The sequence below is a fragment of the Pseudomonas putida genome (assembly GCF_026625125.1).
GTDB classification, from domain to species: Bacteria; Pseudomonadota; Gammaproteobacteria; order Pseudomonadales; family Pseudomonadaceae; genus Aquipseudomonas; species Aquipseudomonas putida_X.
This window is the reverse complement of the sequence record NZ_CP113097.1, coordinates 69,766-85,978: the sequence shown is the minus strand read 5'-3', so window position 1 is coordinate 85,978 and position 16,213 is coordinate 69,766. Positions and strand designations below refer to the sequence as shown.

The 16,213-nt window shown below is 61.6% G+C and carries 15 protein-coding genes; 8 read left to right on the top strand and 7 right to left on the bottom strand.

What is annotated here, in order from left to right; translation table 11 throughout:
• Positions 1 to 7: 7 nt before the first annotated feature.
• Positions 8 to 316, top strand: coding sequence for a tetratricopeptide repeat protein (locus OSW16_RS00395; RefSeq protein WP_267819921.1), 309 nt, complete (start codon positions 8 to 10; stop codon positions 314 to 316).
• Positions 317 to 587: 271 nt separating this feature from the next.
• Here OSW16_RS00395 and OSW16_RS00390 read toward each other — a convergent pair whose 3' ends face one another.
• Positions 588 to 1,475: a lysophospholipid acyltransferase gene (locus OSW16_RS00390; protein ID WP_241806664.1), complete on the bottom strand. Its 888-nt coding sequence runs from the start codon at positions 1,473 to 1,475 to the stop codon at positions 588 to 590.
• 41 nt (positions 1,476 to 1,516) lie between these two features.
• Positions 1,517 to 2,068 carry a DNA-3-methyladenine glycosylase I gene (locus tag OSW16_RS00385; RefSeq protein ID WP_241806663.1) on the bottom strand — a complete coding sequence of 184 codons (552 nt, stop codon included), beginning with the start codon at positions 2,066 to 2,068 and terminating at the stop codon, positions 1,517 to 1,519.
• Between the two features lie 83 nt (positions 2,069 to 2,151).
• Between OSW16_RS00385 and glyQ the strand changes: the two genes are divergently transcribed.
• Genes glyQ through OSW16_RS00365 form a run of 4 tightly spaced genes read left to right on the top strand, consistent with a single transcriptional unit; the run spans position 2,152 to position 6,509 of the window.
• Positions 2,152 to 3,099: a glycine--tRNA ligase subunit alpha gene (gene glyQ / locus OSW16_RS00380; RefSeq protein WP_012312032.1), complete on the top strand. Its 948-nt coding sequence runs from the start codon at positions 2,152 to 2,154 to the stop codon at positions 3,097 to 3,099.
• Positions 3,096 to 5,147 carry a glycine--tRNA ligase subunit beta gene (gene glyS, locus OSW16_RS00375; protein ID WP_267819918.1) on the top strand — a complete coding sequence of 684 codons (2,052 nt, stop codon included), beginning with the start codon at positions 3,096 to 3,098 and terminating at the stop codon, positions 5,145 to 5,147. Before glyQ ends, glyS begins: the two co-directional genes overlap by 4 nt.
• Before the next feature lie 3 nt (positions 5,148 to 5,150).
• Complete coding sequence (gene gmhB / locus OSW16_RS00370) at positions 5,151 to 5,678, top strand: D-glycero-beta-D-manno-heptose 1,7-bisphosphate 7-phosphatase (protein ID WP_241806661.1); 528 nt, start codon at positions 5,151 to 5,153, stop codon at positions 5,676 to 5,678.
• Positions 5,679 to 5,738: 60 nt separating this feature from the next.
• Positions 5,739 to 6,509: a lysophospholipid acyltransferase family protein gene (locus OSW16_RS00365; RefSeq protein ID WP_241806660.1), complete on the top strand. Its 771-nt coding sequence runs from the start codon at positions 5,739 to 5,741 to the stop codon at positions 6,507 to 6,509.
• A 177-nt stretch (positions 6,510 to 6,686) separates the two neighbouring features.
• Here OSW16_RS00365 and OSW16_RS00360 read toward each other — a convergent pair whose 3' ends face one another.
• Positions 6,687 to 8,306, bottom strand: a complete 1,620-nt coding sequence (locus tag OSW16_RS00360) for an MFS transporter (protein ID WP_241806659.1) — start codon at positions 8,304 to 8,306, stop codon at positions 6,687 to 6,689.
• Between the two features lie 97 nt (positions 8,307 to 8,403).
• On the bottom strand, positions 8,404 to 10,050 hold the full coding sequence (locus OSW16_RS00355; protein ID WP_267819914.1) for a GMC family oxidoreductase: 1,647 nt from the start codon (positions 10,048 to 10,050) through the stop codon (positions 8,404 to 8,406).
• Between the two features lie 126 nt (positions 10,051 to 10,176).
• On the opposite strand from OSW16_RS00355, the gene OSW16_RS00350 reads away from it, so the two are divergent.
• Positions 10,177 to 11,064, top strand: a complete 888-nt coding sequence (locus OSW16_RS00350) for a LysR family transcriptional regulator (protein WP_267819912.1) — start codon at positions 10,177 to 10,179, stop codon at positions 11,062 to 11,064.
• On the opposite strand, the gene OSW16_RS00345 is transcribed toward OSW16_RS00350, so the two are convergent.
• Genes OSW16_RS00345 through OSW16_RS00335 form a run of 3 tightly spaced genes read right to left on the bottom strand, consistent with a single transcriptional unit; the run spans position 11,053 to position 14,063 of the window.
• A complete protein-coding gene (locus tag OSW16_RS00345) occupies positions 11,053 to 11,871 on the bottom strand; it encodes a sulfite exporter TauE/SafE family protein (RefSeq protein ID WP_241806656.1) in 819 nt (272 codons plus the stop codon). The genes OSW16_RS00350 and OSW16_RS00345 overlap by 12 nt on opposite strands.
• Complete coding sequence (locus OSW16_RS00340; RefSeq protein WP_267819910.1) at positions 11,868 to 13,139, bottom strand: NAD(P)/FAD-dependent oxidoreductase; 1,272 nt, start codon at positions 13,137 to 13,139, stop codon at positions 11,868 to 11,870. Before OSW16_RS00340 ends, OSW16_RS00345 begins: the two co-directional genes overlap by 4 nt.
• Before the next feature lie 39 nt (positions 13,140 to 13,178).
• Complete coding sequence (locus OSW16_RS00335) at positions 13,179 to 14,063, bottom strand: MBL fold metallo-hydrolase (protein ID WP_241806654.1); 885 nt, start codon at positions 14,061 to 14,063, stop codon at positions 13,179 to 13,181.
• A 223-nt stretch (positions 14,064 to 14,286) separates the two neighbouring features.
• Between OSW16_RS00335 and OSW16_RS00330 the strand changes: the two genes are divergently transcribed.
• Positions 14,287 to 15,591, top strand: a complete 1,305-nt coding sequence (locus OSW16_RS00330; RefSeq protein WP_267819908.1) for a sigma-54 interaction domain-containing protein — start codon at positions 14,287 to 14,289, stop codon at positions 15,589 to 15,591.
• A gap of 134 nt (positions 15,592 to 15,725) precedes the next feature.
• Positions 15,726 to 16,118 (top strand): RcnB family protein, encoded by a 393-nt coding sequence (locus OSW16_RS00325; protein WP_267819906.1) that lies wholly within the window; start codon positions 15,726 to 15,728, stop codon positions 16,116 to 16,118.
• Positions 16,119 to 16,213: the final 95 nt, after the last annotated feature.

Genomic DNA, 16,213 nt, shown 5'->3' with positions numbered 1-16,213 from the left:
GGCGGGCATGCGCGAATCGCTGGAGAAGATGCTGGCCAAGGGTGTGGATAACCCGCTGCTGCGGTTTGGCCTGGGCAAGGCCTGGCTGGACGAGGGCAATGGCGCCGAAGCGGCGGTGCATCTGGCCCGTTGCGTGGAACAGGACCCAACGTATTCGGCAGCGTGGAAGCTGCTTGGCAAGGCGTACCAATTGCAGGGTGACCTGACGGCGGCGCGCAGGGCCTGGGAGGACGGGGTCTTGGCGGCGCAGGCCCATGGGGACAAGCAGGCCGAGAAGGAAATGGCGGTGTTTCTCAAGAAGCTGAACAAGGTCTGAAGTGCCGGGGCTGCTGTGCAGCCCATCGCCGGCAAGCCGGCTCCCACCGGGTTTGCGCTGTGCTTGAGAACAGCGCAGTACCTGTGGGAGAGCAGGGTATCTGTGGAACCAGCGAGGTACCTTTGGAAGCAGCGGTTTTTTTGTGGGAGCCGGCTTGCCGGCGATAGGGCCGGTAAATTCGGTGCAAGACTCAAGCCCCCGCAAAGCTAATCCTCGCAAGCGTGCCATCCGCCCTGATTGAAAACCCAGGACGAAGGCGCCCCCAACAACCTCAATACCAGCGCGGCTCGCCCGCCGGGCGCTTCTTGAAGCGCTTCATGCTCCACATGTACTGGCTCGGGTATTGGCGCACATAGCGCTCGACCACCTTGCTCATGGCCGCCGCCGACACGTTCACATCCGTGCTGTACATCTCTTCTGGCGCAGCTTCCAGAAACACCTTGAAGCCCGAGCCATCCGGCAAGCGCAGGGCATGCAGGAACACCCCCACCGCCTTGCCACCGGCCAGCATGTTCGGCACGAACTTGCTGGTCAGCGCCTGGGTGCCCAGGAATGGCACGAACACGCCGGCCGATTCCGCAGGCTCCGGGTCGGCGGGAATCCCCACCTGCCCACCGCGGCGCACCTCCTTGATCACGCTGAGGATGCCTTCCTTGGTCGAAGGCGCGACACGGTTGCCCATCTGTACCCGCTGTTCACGTAGCAGGTCATCCACAGCCTTGAGCTTCGGCGGGCGGTAGAAGATGATCGGTTTGCACTGGTTGCAGTAGAAGTGGTTGAGCACTTCCCAGTTACCCAGGTGGCTGGTGATGCCGACCACACCCTTGCCTGAGGCCAACGCCTGCTCCAGCACTTCCAGGCCGTGCACTTCCTTGACCAGATCAAGCGAACGCTGGGGCGGCCAGATCCAGGCACAGGCACTTTCGACAAAGGATTTGCCGATGTCTCTCAGGGCACGGCCGACCAGTTGCTCGCGCTCGACCGGGTCCATCTCAGGGAAACACTTGGCGAGGTTGATGCGCACGACATTGCGCGAACCGTTGGGGACTTTCCACATCAGCCAGCCGATCCCGGCGCCGACGCGTTGCACTGCGCCCCAGGGCAGCTTGGCAAACAGACGCAGCACCCCGACCATCAGGGCGCCTTTGAACTTTTCCACAGGCCAGTTCCTTATTTCAGCAAGGCGCGCATTGTAACCCTTCAGCGCAGCAAGGCGGCGTAACGATCACAATCGGTGGTGTGATCCATGACCATGCCGGTAGCCTGCATGAAGGCGTAGCAGATGGTCGGGCCGACGAAGGTAAAGCCGGCTTTGAGCAGCGCCTTGCTCATCGCCTTGGCCTCGTCGGTGACCGCCGGCACTTCGCTACGGGCAGTGAAATGGTTGATCTTCGGCTCGCCGCCGACGAACGACCACAGCCATTCGGCCGGGTTATCCACAGCCAGCCAGGCCTGGGCGTTGCGCCGCACAGCCTTGAGCTTGAGGCGGTTGCGGATGATGCCGGCATCGAGCATCAGCTCTTCGATGCGCTCATCGCTCATCTGCGAAAGCTTCACCGGGTCGAAGCCGTGCAGCACCTCACGATAGCGCTCGCGTTTACGCAAGACGGTGATCCATGAAAGCCCCGCCTGGAACCCTTCGAGCAAAAGCATCTCGAACAGCAACGCCGGATCACGCTGCGGTGTTCCCCATTCCTGGTCGTGGTAGGCCTGGTACAACGGATCGTCGGTACACCAAAAGCAGCGTGGCATAAGGCTCCAATGAGTAGAGGGCGAGGCGAATCAGGTTATACTCCCGCTCTTTACATCCGCATCCCCAGATACAGGTGAATTTCGTGAGCCAGCCTACGCCAGCCGTGCGTACCTTCCAAGACCTGATCCTCGCCCTGCAAAACTACTGGGCAGCTCAAGGTTGTGTGGTGCTTCAGCCCTACGATATGGAAGTAGGCGCCGGCACTTTCCATACCGCTACATTCCTGCGCGCCGTCGGCCCAGAAACCTGGAACGCCGCCTACGTGCAGCCCAGCCGTCGCCCTGCCGACGGGCGGTATGGCGAAAACCCCAACCGCCTGCAGCACTACTACCAGTTCCAGGTGGTGCTCAAGCCCAACCCGGCCAACTTCCAGGAGCTGTACCTCGGCTCGCTGAAAGCCATCGGCCTGGATCCGCTGGTCCACGATATCCGTTTCGTCGAAGACAACTGGGAATCGCCGACCCTGGGCGCCTGGGGCCTGGGCTGGGAAATCTGGCTCAACGGCATGGAAGTGACCCAGTTCACCTACTTCCAGCAAGTAGGCGGCATCGAGTGCTACCCGGTCACCGGTGAAATCACCTACGGCCTGGAGCGCCTGGCCATGTACATCCAGGGTGTCGACTCGGTGTACGACCTGGTATGGGCCGACGGCCCGTTCGGCAAGGTCACCTATGGCGACGTGTTCCACCAGAACGAAGTGGAGCAGTCGACCTACAACTTCGAGCACGCCAACGTCGAGAAACTGTTCGAGCTGTTCGACTTCTACGAAAGCGAAGCCAACCGCCTGATCAAGCTGGACCTGCCGCTGCCGACCTATGAAATGGTGCTCAAGGCCTCGCACACCTTCAACCTGCTCGACGCCCGTCGCGCCATCTCGGTGACCGAACGCCAGCGTTACATCCTGCGTGTGCGTACCCTGGCCCGGGACGTGGCGCAAAGCTATCTGCAAGCCCGCGCACGCCTGGGCTTCCCGATGGCCACCCCTGAACTGCGTGACGAAGTGTTGGCGAAGCTGGAGGCTGCACAATGAGTGCTCAAGATTTCCTGGTAGAACTGGGCACCGAAGAGCTGCCTCCCAAAGCCCTGGCCACCCTCGGTGACGCTTTCCTGGCCGGCATCGAAAAAGGCCTGCAGGCCGCTGGCCTGAACTACACCGGCAAGCAGGTGTACGCCGCGCCGCGTCGTCTGGCCGTGCTGATTCGCCAGCTGGATGTACAGCAGCCTGACCGTAGCATCAATATCGACGGCCCGCCCCTGCAGGCTGCCTTCAAAGACGGCGAGCCGACCCAGGCTGCCTTGGGCTTTGCCAAGAAGTGCGGGGTAGAGCTGTCGGAAATCGACCAGAGCGGCGCCAAGCTGCGCTTCTCCCAACACATCCCGGGCAAAGCCACCGCCAGCCTGCTGCCGACCATCGTCGAAGATTCGCTAAACGACCTGCCGATCCCCAAGCGCATGCGCTGGGCCGCTAGCCGTGAAGAGTTCGTGCGCCCGACCCAATGGCTGGTGATGCTGCTGGGCGATCAGGTGGTTGACTGCACCATCCTTTCGCAGCAAGCCGGCCGTGAGTCCCGTGGCCACCGCTTCCACCATCCGCAGAACGTGGTCATCACCACCCCGGCCAACTACGTCGAAGACCTGCGCAAAGCCTACGTGCTGGCCGACTTCGCCGAACGCCGCGAGCTGATCGCCAAGCGCACCAGCGAACTGGCCATGCAGCAGGAAGGCACTGCCATCGTGCCGCCGGCACTGCTGGATGAGGTAACTGCGCTGGTGGAGTGGCCGGTACCGCTGGTGTGCTCGTTCGAGGAGCGCTTCCTCGAGGTGCCGCAGGAAGCCTTGATCACCACCATGCAGGACAACCAGAAGTACTTCTGCCTGCTGGACAGCGAAGGCAAACTGCTGCCGCGCTTCATCACCGTGGCCAACGTCGAAAGCCGTGACCCCAAGCAGATCGTCTCGGGTAACGAGAAGGTAGTGCGCCCGCGCCTGACCGACGCCGAGTTCTTCTTCAAGCAGGACAAGAAGCAGCCGCTCGAAACCTTCAACGAGCGCCTGAAGAACGTCGTCTTCCAGGCGCAGTTGGGCACCGTCTACGACAAGGCCGAGCGTGTATCCCGGCTTGCCGCGTACATTGCCCCGCTGATCGGCGGTGACGCCCAGCGCGCTGGCCGCGCCGGGCTGCTGTCCAAGTGCGACCTGGCCACCGAGATGGTCGGCGAATTCCCAGAAATGCAGGGCGTTGCCGGTTACTACTACGCGCTCAACGACGGTGAACCGCAAGACGTCGCCCTGGCGCTGAACGAGCAGTACATGCCGCGTGGTGCTGGCGCCGAGCTGCCGCAGACCCTGACCGGTGCTGCGGTGGCCATCGCCGACAAGCTCGACACTCTGGTCGGCATCTTCGGCATCGGCATGCTGCCCACCGGCAGCAAAGACCCGTATGCCTTGCGCCGCGCCGCCCTGGGCGTGCTGCGTATCCTGATCGAGAAGCAACTGGACCTGGACCTGACCACTGCGGTCGAATTCGCGGTCAAGCAGTTCGGTGCCCAGGTCAAGGCCGCCGGCCTGGCCGAGCAGGTGCTGGAGTTCATCTTCGACCGCCTGCGTGCGCGTTACGAAGACGAAGGCATCGACGTTGCCACCTACCTGTCGGTTCGTGCCCTGAAGCCGGGTTCGGCTTTGGACTTCGACCAGCGTGTGCAGGCCGTGCAGGCCTTCCGCAAGCTGCCCGAAGCCGAGGCGCTGGCCGCGGTGAACAAGCGCGTGTCGAACCTGCTGGGCAAAGCCGAAGGCGCCATTGCCGAACAGGTCGAGCCGAAGTACTTCGACAACGCCAACGAGTTCTCGCTGTACTCGGCGATCCAGCAAGCCGACCAGGCTGTGCAACCGATGGCCGCTGCACGTCAGTACAGCGAATCGCTGGCCCGCCTTGCGGCCCTGCGTGATCCGGTCGACGCCTTCTTCGAGGCCGTGATGGTCAACGCCGAGGACGCCAAAGTTCGCGCCAACCGTTATGCCCTGCTCAGCCGCCTGCGCGGCCTGTTCCTGGGCGTTGCCGATATTTCGCTGCTGGGGTAAGCCTTGAAACTGCTGATTCTCGATCGTGACGGGGTGATCAACCAGGACTCCGACGCCTACATCAAGTCGCTGGAGGAGTGGATACCGATCCCCGGCTCGATCGAGGCCATTGCGCAGTTGAGCAAAGCGGGCTGGACGGTGGCCGTGGCCACCAACCAGTCCGGCATTGCCCGTGGCTACTATTCGCTGGCAACACTCGAAGCCATGCATGCGCGTCTGCGCACGCTGGTGGCAGAGCAAGGCGGCGAAATCGGCCACATCGTGTATTGCCCACATGGGCCGGACGAGGGTTGTGAATGCCGCAAGCCCAAGCCCGGCATGTTGCGGGCTATCGCCGAACATTATCAGGCCGACCTGCGCGGCGTATGGTTCGTCGGCGACAGTAAAGGTGACCTGGAGGCCGCCCTGGCCGTCGGTGCACAACCGGTGCTGGTGAAAACCGGCAAAGGCGAGCGCACGCTAGAAAAGGGCGTCGCGCAAACCACACTGATTTTCGACGATCTGGCAGCTATCGCCAGAGAACTAATCTAAACAATGCGCCTGAGGGCGCATTTTTATCAGGCGGGCAAGCCCGCAACGGTACATGCCACTATGTCGATCCTGCAGGCGATCAGAATCTTTCTTTTTTACCTGCTGCTGGGCACCAGCTCGCTGCTGTGGTGCTCGCTGAGCTTTTTTATCGCGCCATTTTTGCCGTTTCATAAGCGCTACCGCTTCATCAACGTCTACTGGTGCCGTTTTGCCGTGCTGCTGGCGCGGGTGATCCTGGGTATCCACTACAAGGTCACGGGTGCCGAGAATGTGCCCAAGGAACCCTGTGTGATCCTGTCCAACCACCAGAGCACCTGGGAGACATTCTTCCTGTCAGCCTATTTCTCGCCATTGAGCCAGGTGCTCAAGCGTGAACTGCTGTACGTGCCGTTCTTTGGCTGGGCCATGGCCATGCTGCGGCCGATCGCGATCAACCGCGACAACCCCAAGGAAGCGTTGCGCCAGGTGGCGAGCAAGGGTGACGAGTTGCTCAAGCAGAAGGTTTGGGTGCTGATCTTCCCGGAAGGTACTCGGGTACCCTTTGGCACCGTGGGCAAGTTTTCCCGTGGCGGTACCGCGCTGGCGGTCAATGCCGGGCTGCCAGTGCTGCCGATCGCGCATAACGCCGGCAAGTACTGGCCCAAGTCAGGGTGGGGCAAGCGCTCCGGCACCATCGAGGTGGTGATCGGGGAGCCGATGTATGCCAATGGCACCGGCCCGCGTGCCATTGCAGAGCTCAATGACCGTGCCGCAGCCTGGAACGAAGCGACTCAGCGGCGCTTGGGTTCGTTGCCACCGGTGGATGAAAAACCGCACGAGCAGATAGCCTGACGATCTGTGGATAACTTGTTAGCAATTTTTCGACGAAATACCTCACTCGATAGCTAAGCCTATGAATTAGCTATATATTTTTGTGTATGACATTTTCCTGAAAATCGTGCATAAGTTTTTTTGAGGCATAAGAAAACCGGCTTTTACAGCCGGTTTTTTTATGGCTTCAAGACATCATCAGACCTTGTCGATATCCACGTCTCTGGTTTCTTTCAGGCAGAAGATGCCCACCACCAAGCTGATCCCGGTGACCAGCACCGGGTACCACAAGCCGTAGAAGATATCCCCGGTATACACCACCAGCGCGAACGAAACCGTGGGCAAGAAACCGCCGAACCAGCCATTGCCAATGTGATAGGGCAGCGACATCGAGGTATAGCGGATGCGCGTCGGGAACAGCTCCACCATGACTGCCGCCAGCGGCCCGTAGGTCATGGTTGCGATCAGGATCATCGCAACGATCAGCACCACTACCATCACCTGGTTGACCTGCGAGGGGTCTGCCTTGGCTGGGTAACCTGCTTGCTCGATGGCGTTGCGCATGGCTGATTCGTCAAAACCGTTAATGGTCTTGTCGCCAATGTTCACGACCACTTGGCTGCCCGCGACATTCACCGAGCTGTAAGGCAGGCCCTGTTTGACCAGGAAGGTCTTGACCTTGTCACACGGGCTGTCGAAACGCGCCTTGCCGACTGGGTCGAACTGGAAGGTACAACCTTGCGGGTCAGCGGTGACCACGATCGGCGCCTGACGGCTCGCGGCGTCGATCTGCGGGTTGGCGTAGTGGCTCAGCGCCTTGAACAGCGGGAAGTACAACACCGTGGCCAGCAACAGGCCGAGCATCAAGATAGGCTTGCGGCCGATGCGGTCGGACAGCCAGCCAAAGAACACAAAGAACGGCGCACCGATTACCACACTGATGATGAGCAAGGTGTTGGCCTGGGAAGGATCCATCTTGAGCATCTGGGTCATGAAGAACAGCACATAGAACTGCGCCGTATAGAACGTCACGGCCTGGCCGGCGTTGATGCTGAACAGTGCGGTAAGCACCACTTTGAGGTTTGGCCAGGAAGTGAACGACTCGCGGATTGGCGACTTGCTGACCTTGCCCTGGGCCTTCATTTTCACGAAGGCCGGCGACTCGTGCATGCTCATGCGGATCCAGGTGGAAATGCCCAGCAGCACGATCGACAGCAGGAACGGCAAGCGCCAGCCCCAGGTCTCGAACTGATCGCCGCTGATGTAGCGGCTGCCCAGCACCACCAGCAATGACAACAGCAGCCCGAGGGTGGCAGTGGACTGGATGAAGCCCGTGTGCAAGCCACGCTTGCCGGGCGGTGCGTGTTCGGCCACATAGGTCGCCGCGCCACCATACTCGCCCCCCAGCGCCAGCCCCTGCAGCATGCGCAACACCACCAGAATGATCGGCGCGGCAATGCCGATGCTTGCATAGGTGGGCAGCAAGCCAACGGCAAACGTGGATAGCCCCATCAGCACGATGGTGATCAGGAAGGTGTATTTTCGCCCGATCATGTCACCCAGCCGGCCGAACACCAGCGCGCCAAAGGGCCGTACCAGGAAACCAGCGGCGAATGCCATCAGGGCAAAGATGAAAGCGGTGGTGTCGTTGACGCCAGCGAAGAACTGCTTGCTGATCACCGCCGCCAGCGCACCGTAGAGAAAAAAGTCATACCACTCGAAAACCGTCCCGAGGGATGACGCGAAAATGATCTTGCGTTCTTCACGACGGCTTGGGCTGCTCGCCGTCGCCCCCTGTTCTTGGATGTAATCCGACATCGTTGCTGTCCTCGGCCCGCAGGCCACAGTGATTATTCTTGTTGTTCCACTGTCGGCAGCTTCTGACCGCAAGCTGCCGGTACTGCACGCACCCGGGTCAGGGCGTCGGTAACGCGTCTTCGTTCAGGCAGGTTTGCGTCGCTGCTCCCTTGAGAATGAGTTGGGCCGCCTTTTCGGCGATCATCAGGGTGGGTGAACAAGTATTGCCAGAGGTGATCTGCGGCATGATGGAAGCATCCGCGACCCGCAGGCCGGGGATGCCGTGCACCCGCAGCTGGTTATCCACAACGTCCAGGGGGCCGTTGCCCATACGGCAGCTCCCGACTGGGTGGAAGATGGTGGTGCCGATCTTGCCGGCCGCTTCGAACAGCTGCTCCTCGGTCTGCAGGGCAGGGCCTGGCAGGTATTCCTTCGGCTCGAAAGCGGCGAGGGCAGGGGCCTGGACGATGCGGCGTGTGATACGGATGGCCTCGGCGGCAACGCGCAGGTCTTGAGGGTCGCTGAGGTAGTTGGGGTCGATCAGTGGCGCGCTGTTCATGTCCGAGCTACGGATGTCGATGCGCCCACGGCTAACCGGGCGCAGGTTGCAAACCGAAGCGGTGAAGGCAGGGAAGCGGTGCAGCGGCTCGCCGAAGCGTTCCAGCGACAGCGGTTGTATGTGGTATTGCAGGTTGGCGGTGCGCTGCTCGGGGCTGGAGCGTACGAACGCCCCGAGCTGGCTCGGGGCCATGGCCAGCGGGCCACTGCGGTCGTAGAGATAGCGCAGGCCCATGCCCATCTTGCCCCACAGGCTGTTGGCCATCTGGTTGAGCGTTCTGGTATTGCCGATCTGATAGATCAGGCGCAATTGCAGGTGGTCCTGCAGGTTGCCACCGACACCGGGCATGTCGTGCCGTACACCGATGCCGAGCGTTTCCAGCAACCTGCGCGGGCCAATGCCGGAGCGCTGCAGAATGCCGGGCGAACCCACCGCCCCTGCACACAGGATGATCTCGCGGCGCGCCGCGAACTCGTGCCAGGCGCCGCGCCAAAATGCTTTCACTGCGCGGGCGCGGGTATTGTTCAGCAGCACCTGATCAACCTGGACGCTGGTCAACACGGTTAGGTTGGAACGGTTATGCACAGGCCGTAAGAACGCCTTCGATGCGTTCCAGCGCACACCGCTGCGCTGGTTGACCTGAAAGTATCCACAGCCTTGGTTGTCGCCGGTATTGAAATCATCAACCTTGGCGATACCGCTCTGTTCGGCAGCGTCTCGGAATGCATCGAGGATCGGCCAGCTGTAGCGCTGGCGCTCCACCCGCCATTCGCCCGTGGCGCCATGGTGATCACTGCTGCCTGCAAAATGATTCTCACTGGCCTTGAACAGCGGCAGCACGTCCTTCCAGGCCCAGCCGTCGTTGCCCTGTTCGGCCCAATGATCATAGTCCGCAGCCTGGCCACGCATGTAGATCATGCCGTTGATCGATGAGCATCCCCCCAGCACCTTGCCCCGGGGATAACCCAGGCTGCGACCATCCAGGCCGGTCTGCGCTTCGGTCTTGAAGCACCAGTCAGTGCGGGGGTTGCCGATGCAGTAAAGATAACCGACGGGGATGTGAATCCAGGGGTAATTATCGCGGCCCCCAGCCTCCAGCAGCAAGACGCGGCAGGACGGGTCGGCGGACAAACGATTGGCCAGCAGGCAACCGGCAGGGCCAGCGCCTACGATGACGTAGTCGAAGACAGAATCGGCTGATGGCATGTGCAACCTCGCGCCTGATTTTTATTCTTGTCGTCGTACATCTTATTGATTAATTTCGCTGAGGAAACACGAGATTTCGCGCAGCCGTTGTGCGTTTTAGCACAGCGACAAACAGGGAAAGGATGCATGTTCGACTGGAATGATCTGCGGTTTTTCCTCGAGTTGCAGCGCAGTGGCCGCCTGCTCAGCGCTGCCAAGCGTCTCAACACGACCCATAGCACGGTTGCTCGGCATATCGAAAGCATCGAGAAATGCCTGGGCACGCCGCTGTTCGTGCAACACGCGCAGGGGTACGAATTGACCCCCTCCGGCCAGGCGTTGCTCAAGCACGCAGAAGCCATGGAGAATGTCGCGTTGCTGGCGCAGGAAGAAATCACCCAGGCGATCACGCCGCTGGGCAAGATTCGCCTTGGGGTCACCGAAGGCATCGGCATCATGTTCTTCACCCCACGCATGAACGCGCTGTTCGAACGGTATCCGGGCCTGGAAGTGGAGCTTGTGGCCGTGCCTCGCTTCGTCAGTATCCTCAACCGCGAAGCGGAAATCAGCATTCACCTGGAGCGCCCCAGTGCCGACCTGCTGATCACCCGCAAACTCACAGACTACCGCCTAGCCTTGTATGCCAGCCAGGCTTACTTGGACCGCGCCCCGCCTTTACGCAACCGTGAAGACCTGGCCCGGCACAGCTGGATCGGCTATGTCGACGACCTGTTGTTCAGCCAGGAGCTGCTGTTTCTCAACAGCTTCTGCCGGATGCCCAATGTGGCCTTTCGCAGCACCAGCGTGATCGCCCAGCAAGCCGCTGCGCGCGCCGGCCTGGGCATCGCAGTGCTGCCCAATTACATGGCTCGCCAAGACCCGACACTGGTACGGGTACTACCCAGCGAAACCATCCAGCGCAGCTACTGGATATGCACCCGGCGTGAGTTGCACAAGTCGGTACGCCTGCGGGTGGTCTGGGATTACCTGCTGGCGCTGTGCGCGCAGGAGCAGGCCGAGCTGCTAGCCGAGTAGCGCCTTACCGGCCAGCAGCAGGGCAGCCCCAAAGCCCACCACCGAGAACAGCTGCTGCAGGCGAGGCCCGGCCAGCCGGGTTGCCAGTGGCCGGGCCAGCAGCAGGCCAAGCACCGCCCCCACGGCAAAAGGTGCGCCGACCTGCCAGTGCATCACCCCGGCCAGGCTGGCGCTGACCACGCTACCTGTGGACACCAGGGCGATCACCGCCAGCGAGGTCGAAACGATGCTCTTCATGCGCAGGTTGGTGTAGCGGTTCAAGGCAGGGATGATCACGAAGCCACCCCCCACCCCCAACAAGCCGGACAACAATCCAGAGAGTGCTCCGGTGATGGCCAGCGCCCGCGCGCAGGGCAGTGTCCAGCGCAAACGGCCCTGCAGCGGGTTGAGCACGCACGGCTCGATGAAACGGTGCGCGCCGTTGGTCTCGCCACGCAGCTCACTGGCAGCCTTGCGCCAGATGCGCAGGCACGCGTAAACCAGCACGCCGGCGAACACCAGGGCCAAGGGGGTATCGGGCAGACGATGAGCGAGCATCAGCCCGAGCGGTGCAGCGACGATGCCGATCAGGGCGATGAACAGCGCGGCGCGGTAACGCACCAGCCCTTGGCGCAAGCCGAGGATCGCCCCTACGCCAGCGGCAAGACCTACAGCAAGAAGGCCAATCGGCGCAGCTTCGGCCATAGACAGGCCAAGACCGAACACCAGCAGCGGCACGGCCAGGATGCCGCCCCCCGCCCCAGTCAACGCCAGCACTGCGCCAATGATGGCGCCCAGCCCGGCACCGAACAGTTGATGCTCGATCACTGGGCTGCCTCGGCAGCCAGCGGCTTGGGCCGCGCCAACCACTCCCGCCCCTTGAGCATGCCTTGCCAGTACAGCGGCGGCAGCACTCGCGCCTTGAGCAGCCAAGCCAGACGCGTTGGCTGGCATCCATCCAGCAGCCAGCGCGGAAAGCTCGGCGCGACCTTGCCGCCATAGGTGAACTCGGCAAGCACAATCTTGCCGCGCTCGACCGTCAACGGGCAGGAGCCATAGCCATCGTACTGAGCAAGGTCAGCCAGCCTGCCTAACCCCACCAGCACGTTGTTGGCAACCACCGGCGCCTGCTTGCGCGCAGCGGCTGCGGTCTTGGCGTTGCTGGTGCCGGCCACATCGCCCAGTGCATGGACGTTGGCAAACTGGCGATGACGCAGGGTATGCGGGTCCACATCGACCCAGCCAGCGGCATCGGCCAATGGGCTTTGACGAATGAAGTCCGGGGCAACCTGCGGCGGCACCACATGCAGCATATCGAAGGCTTCAGTGCGGGTTTCAGTGCTGCCATCGGCCAAGGTGCGGACAAAGGTGGCGCACTTGTTGGGGCCATCCACTGCCACCAGACGGTGGCTGTAATTGAGGTCTACACCGTACTTGTCGATGTAGGCCATCAGGGCCGGTACGTAATCGGGCACACCGAACAGCACAGCACCGGCATTGAAGAAGCAGGCTTTGACATCGCCCAGCCGCCCCTGGCGCAGCCAGTGGTCGCAGGACAGGTACAGCGCTTTTTGCGGCGCACCGGCGCACTTGATCGGCATCGGTGGCTGAGTGAAGAGGGCGCGGCCTTGCTTCAGGTTCTGCACAAGCTCCCAGGTGTAGGGTGCCAGGTCGTAGCGGTAGTTGGAGGTAACGCCGTTGCGCCCCAGGGTCTCACTGAGCCCGTCAATGGCAGCCCAATCGAGCTTGAGGCCAGGGCAGACCACCAACTGTTCATAGCTGATGGTGCGACCCTCTTCGAGCATGACCAGCTGGGCCTGCGGGTCGAACCCCTGCACGCGCGCCCTGATCCAGCGCACGCCACGGGGAATGGTCGAGGCCATGGTACGTGCGGTGCTCGGCGCCTTGAACACACCGGCACCGACCATGGTCCAGCCGGGCTGGTAGTAATGAATGTCGGCTGGGTCGACCACCGCGATATCCAGTGACGGGTCGCGGCTGATGAGGCTGGCAGCAGTGGCGATTCCGGCAGCGCCGGCACCGACGATGACCACCTTGTGGTGGTAAGAATCAGTAGGGGACAACAAGGCAGGCATGGCGTAAATCCTGGAAAATCCAACGATGGGGTGGGGCTGTCAGAGCTTGTTCAACGGGATCTTCAGGTAGCTCACGCCGTTGGATTCCGGTTGTGGGAAATGGCCACTGCGCATGTTGACCTGCACTGACGGCAGGATCAGCACGGGCATTTCGAGGGTCTTGTCACGCGCCTCACGCATGGCGACAAAGCTGTCCTCATCAATGCCCTGGTGGACATGAATGTTGCTGGCGCGCTGCTCAGCCACGGTGGTGACATAGCGCATGTCGCGCCCCCCCGGCAGGTAGTCATGGCACATGAACAGCAGGGTCTGGTCAGGGAAAGCCAACAGGCGGCGGATGGATTGGTACAGGGTGCGAGCGTCAGCGCCCGGGAAGTCACAGCGCGCGGTACCGTAGTCAGGCATGAACAGAGTGTCGCCCACGAACAGCGCTTTTTCGCCCGCATCCTCTACCAGGTAACTCATGCAAGCGGGGGTATGCCCAGGCGTGTGCAGCGAGCGGGCGTGCAGGTTGCCTATGCGAAAGCCTTCCTCGTCCATGAGCAACACATCGAACTGGCTGCCATCACGGGCAAAGCCGGGCTCGGCGTTGAACAAGTCACCGAAGACTTTCTGTACCTTGGTGATCTGCGCGCCAATGGCGGTGTGGCCGCCGAGCTTTTCCTTGAGATACGCCGCGGCTGAAAGGTGGTCGGCGTGTACATGGGTTTCCAGAATCCACTGCACCTTGGCACCAAGGCTGTGAACCCGATCAATCAGGCGGTCAGCAGAGGCGGTGCAGGTGCGGCCTGACTTGGGGTCATAGTCCAGTACGCTGTCAATCACCGCACACTGGTTGGTCTCACGGTCCAGCACCAGGTAGCTGATGGTCGAGGTGGCGTCGTCGAAAAAAGCGTCCACCTGAAGGTTATTGCCGATGATCATCACGGTCTCCAAATAATCCACCCCGCCATTTAGAGGCGTAGGCAGTTACGGGTGGTTTATCAAGATGCATGCCAGGGGTTCAGGCCATGCCAACGCCCGTAAAATCGAACCCTGATGGCGCGAGGCAGGCCGGTCTGTCAGCTGCGCTGGCAGTCGACTGTCAGCCAATGGCAGTGTTTGGCAGTCCTTGTTACCCTCAACGGCTTAGCCCATCGGTGCCGTCATGCCTGAATCCCATCCCCTCATCCTAGCTCTGGTTTCCTACCTCGAACACGATGCGTTGCCTACCATCGTGCTGGACACCGACTACAACATCCTCGCAGCCAATGCCGCCTATCGCCGCCAGTTCGGCCGTGACGACCGTGCGCCACTGGGTGAGAAGTGCCACCGGGTTTCCCATCACTATGCCGTGCCTTGCGACCAGGCCGGTGAGCATTGCCCCATGCGCAAGGCCTGGGACAGCAAGCTGCCGGAACGGGTACTGCACATTCATCACACCCCGCGCGGGCCTGAACATGTGGATGTGGAACTGCGGCCGATCCTCGATGAGCAGGACAGAGTGGTCGCCTTCGTGGAACGGCTGACCACGGTCACGCTGGCCTCGGCGCAACCTCAACAACAGGGCTTGGTCGGGCGGGCGCCAGCGTTCAAAACGGCGCTGGCCAGCCTGCAACGTGCGGCACCCGCGCAGATCCCGGTGTTGCTGCAGGGTGAATCCGGAACAGGCAAAGAGCTTTTCGCCCGGGCGATCCATATGGGCAGCCCACGGGCCAATGGCCCATTGGTGGTGGTCGACTGCACCGGTTTGACCGAGTCACTGTTCGAAAGCGAGCTGTTCGGCTATGAGAAGGGAGCCTTTACCGGTGCCAACCAGCGCAAGATCGGCCTGGCTGAAGCGGCCCATGGCGGCACGCTGTTCCTTGATGAGATTGGTGAGGTGCCACTGGCGATGCAGGTCAAATTGCTGCGCCTGATCGAATCCGGCAGTTTCCGCCCAGTCGGCAGCCTGCGTACCGTGCACGCAGATTTCCGCCTGGTGTCTGCAACACACAAACCGCTCAAGCAGATGGTTGCAGAGGGTACGTTCCGCGAAGACCTGTATTACCGCATCAGTGGCTTTCCGATCCGCCTGCCCGCCTTGCGCGAACGCGTAGAGGATCTGCCCCTGCTTGCGCAGAGCCTGCTGCAACGCATGGCAGGCCAACCTGCCGCCAGTCTTAGCGACGCTGCGCTTCAGCAATTGGCCCTGCATAGGTTCCCAGGCAATATCCGCGAGCTGCGCAATATCCTGGAAAGGGCGCGCCTGTTTGCCGATGACGGGCTGATACGGCCTGAACATCTGCCGGAAGATGTGGGCCCGCCAATCGCATCCGGTGAGAAAAAGAGGCGCGCTCGCAGCGACCTGGGTGATCTGGCGCAGGCGCTGGAACAGTTTCCGGGCCCGCGCAGCGAGCTGGCGCGCCACCTGGGCATGAGTGAACGTACGCTGTATCGGCGCTTGAAAGCGCTGGGGCTGAACCCGGCTTAGGGCCCAGCGATACTTTACCGGACCTTTACCTCTGGCCAGGGATTACTCATCTCGAACGACGGTCTGAAGCATTAACCGTAATCGGCGTCTCGTTGAAGCACGCCGGACGTCTACATGCAAAGGATCGAGATACGATGAAAAAAACCCTATCCGTGCTCTGCGCTGCCTTGATGTTCAGCGCACCACTGGCCAGCTTCGCCCAACCCGGCCCGCCACAGGGGCACGATGGCGACCGCTCGCATCAGGGCCACCCGCAACAACATGGCAAACCCGGCAACGGCCAGGCTCACTCCTACCGTAATCCAGACTTCCATCCACAACCGGGGATGCCGATACCTCACCAGCAATGGCAGCGTGGCCATGTGGTAGACCCGCACTATCGCAACGACCGCTACTGGGTGACCGACTGGCGAGCCCGGCATCTATCCCCACCGCCACGCGATCACCGTTGGCTGTACGTCAACGGCGACTACGTATTGGTGGCCATTGCTTCCGGGGTGATCGTTAGCATCCTCAGCGGCTACTAAGGCGTAGAAACCTACAGCCCACCATAAAAACCCGCTTGCGCGGGTTTTTTGCCGGATTCTGGATTGAAACCTCTAGTCTGATAACTATTCGACCA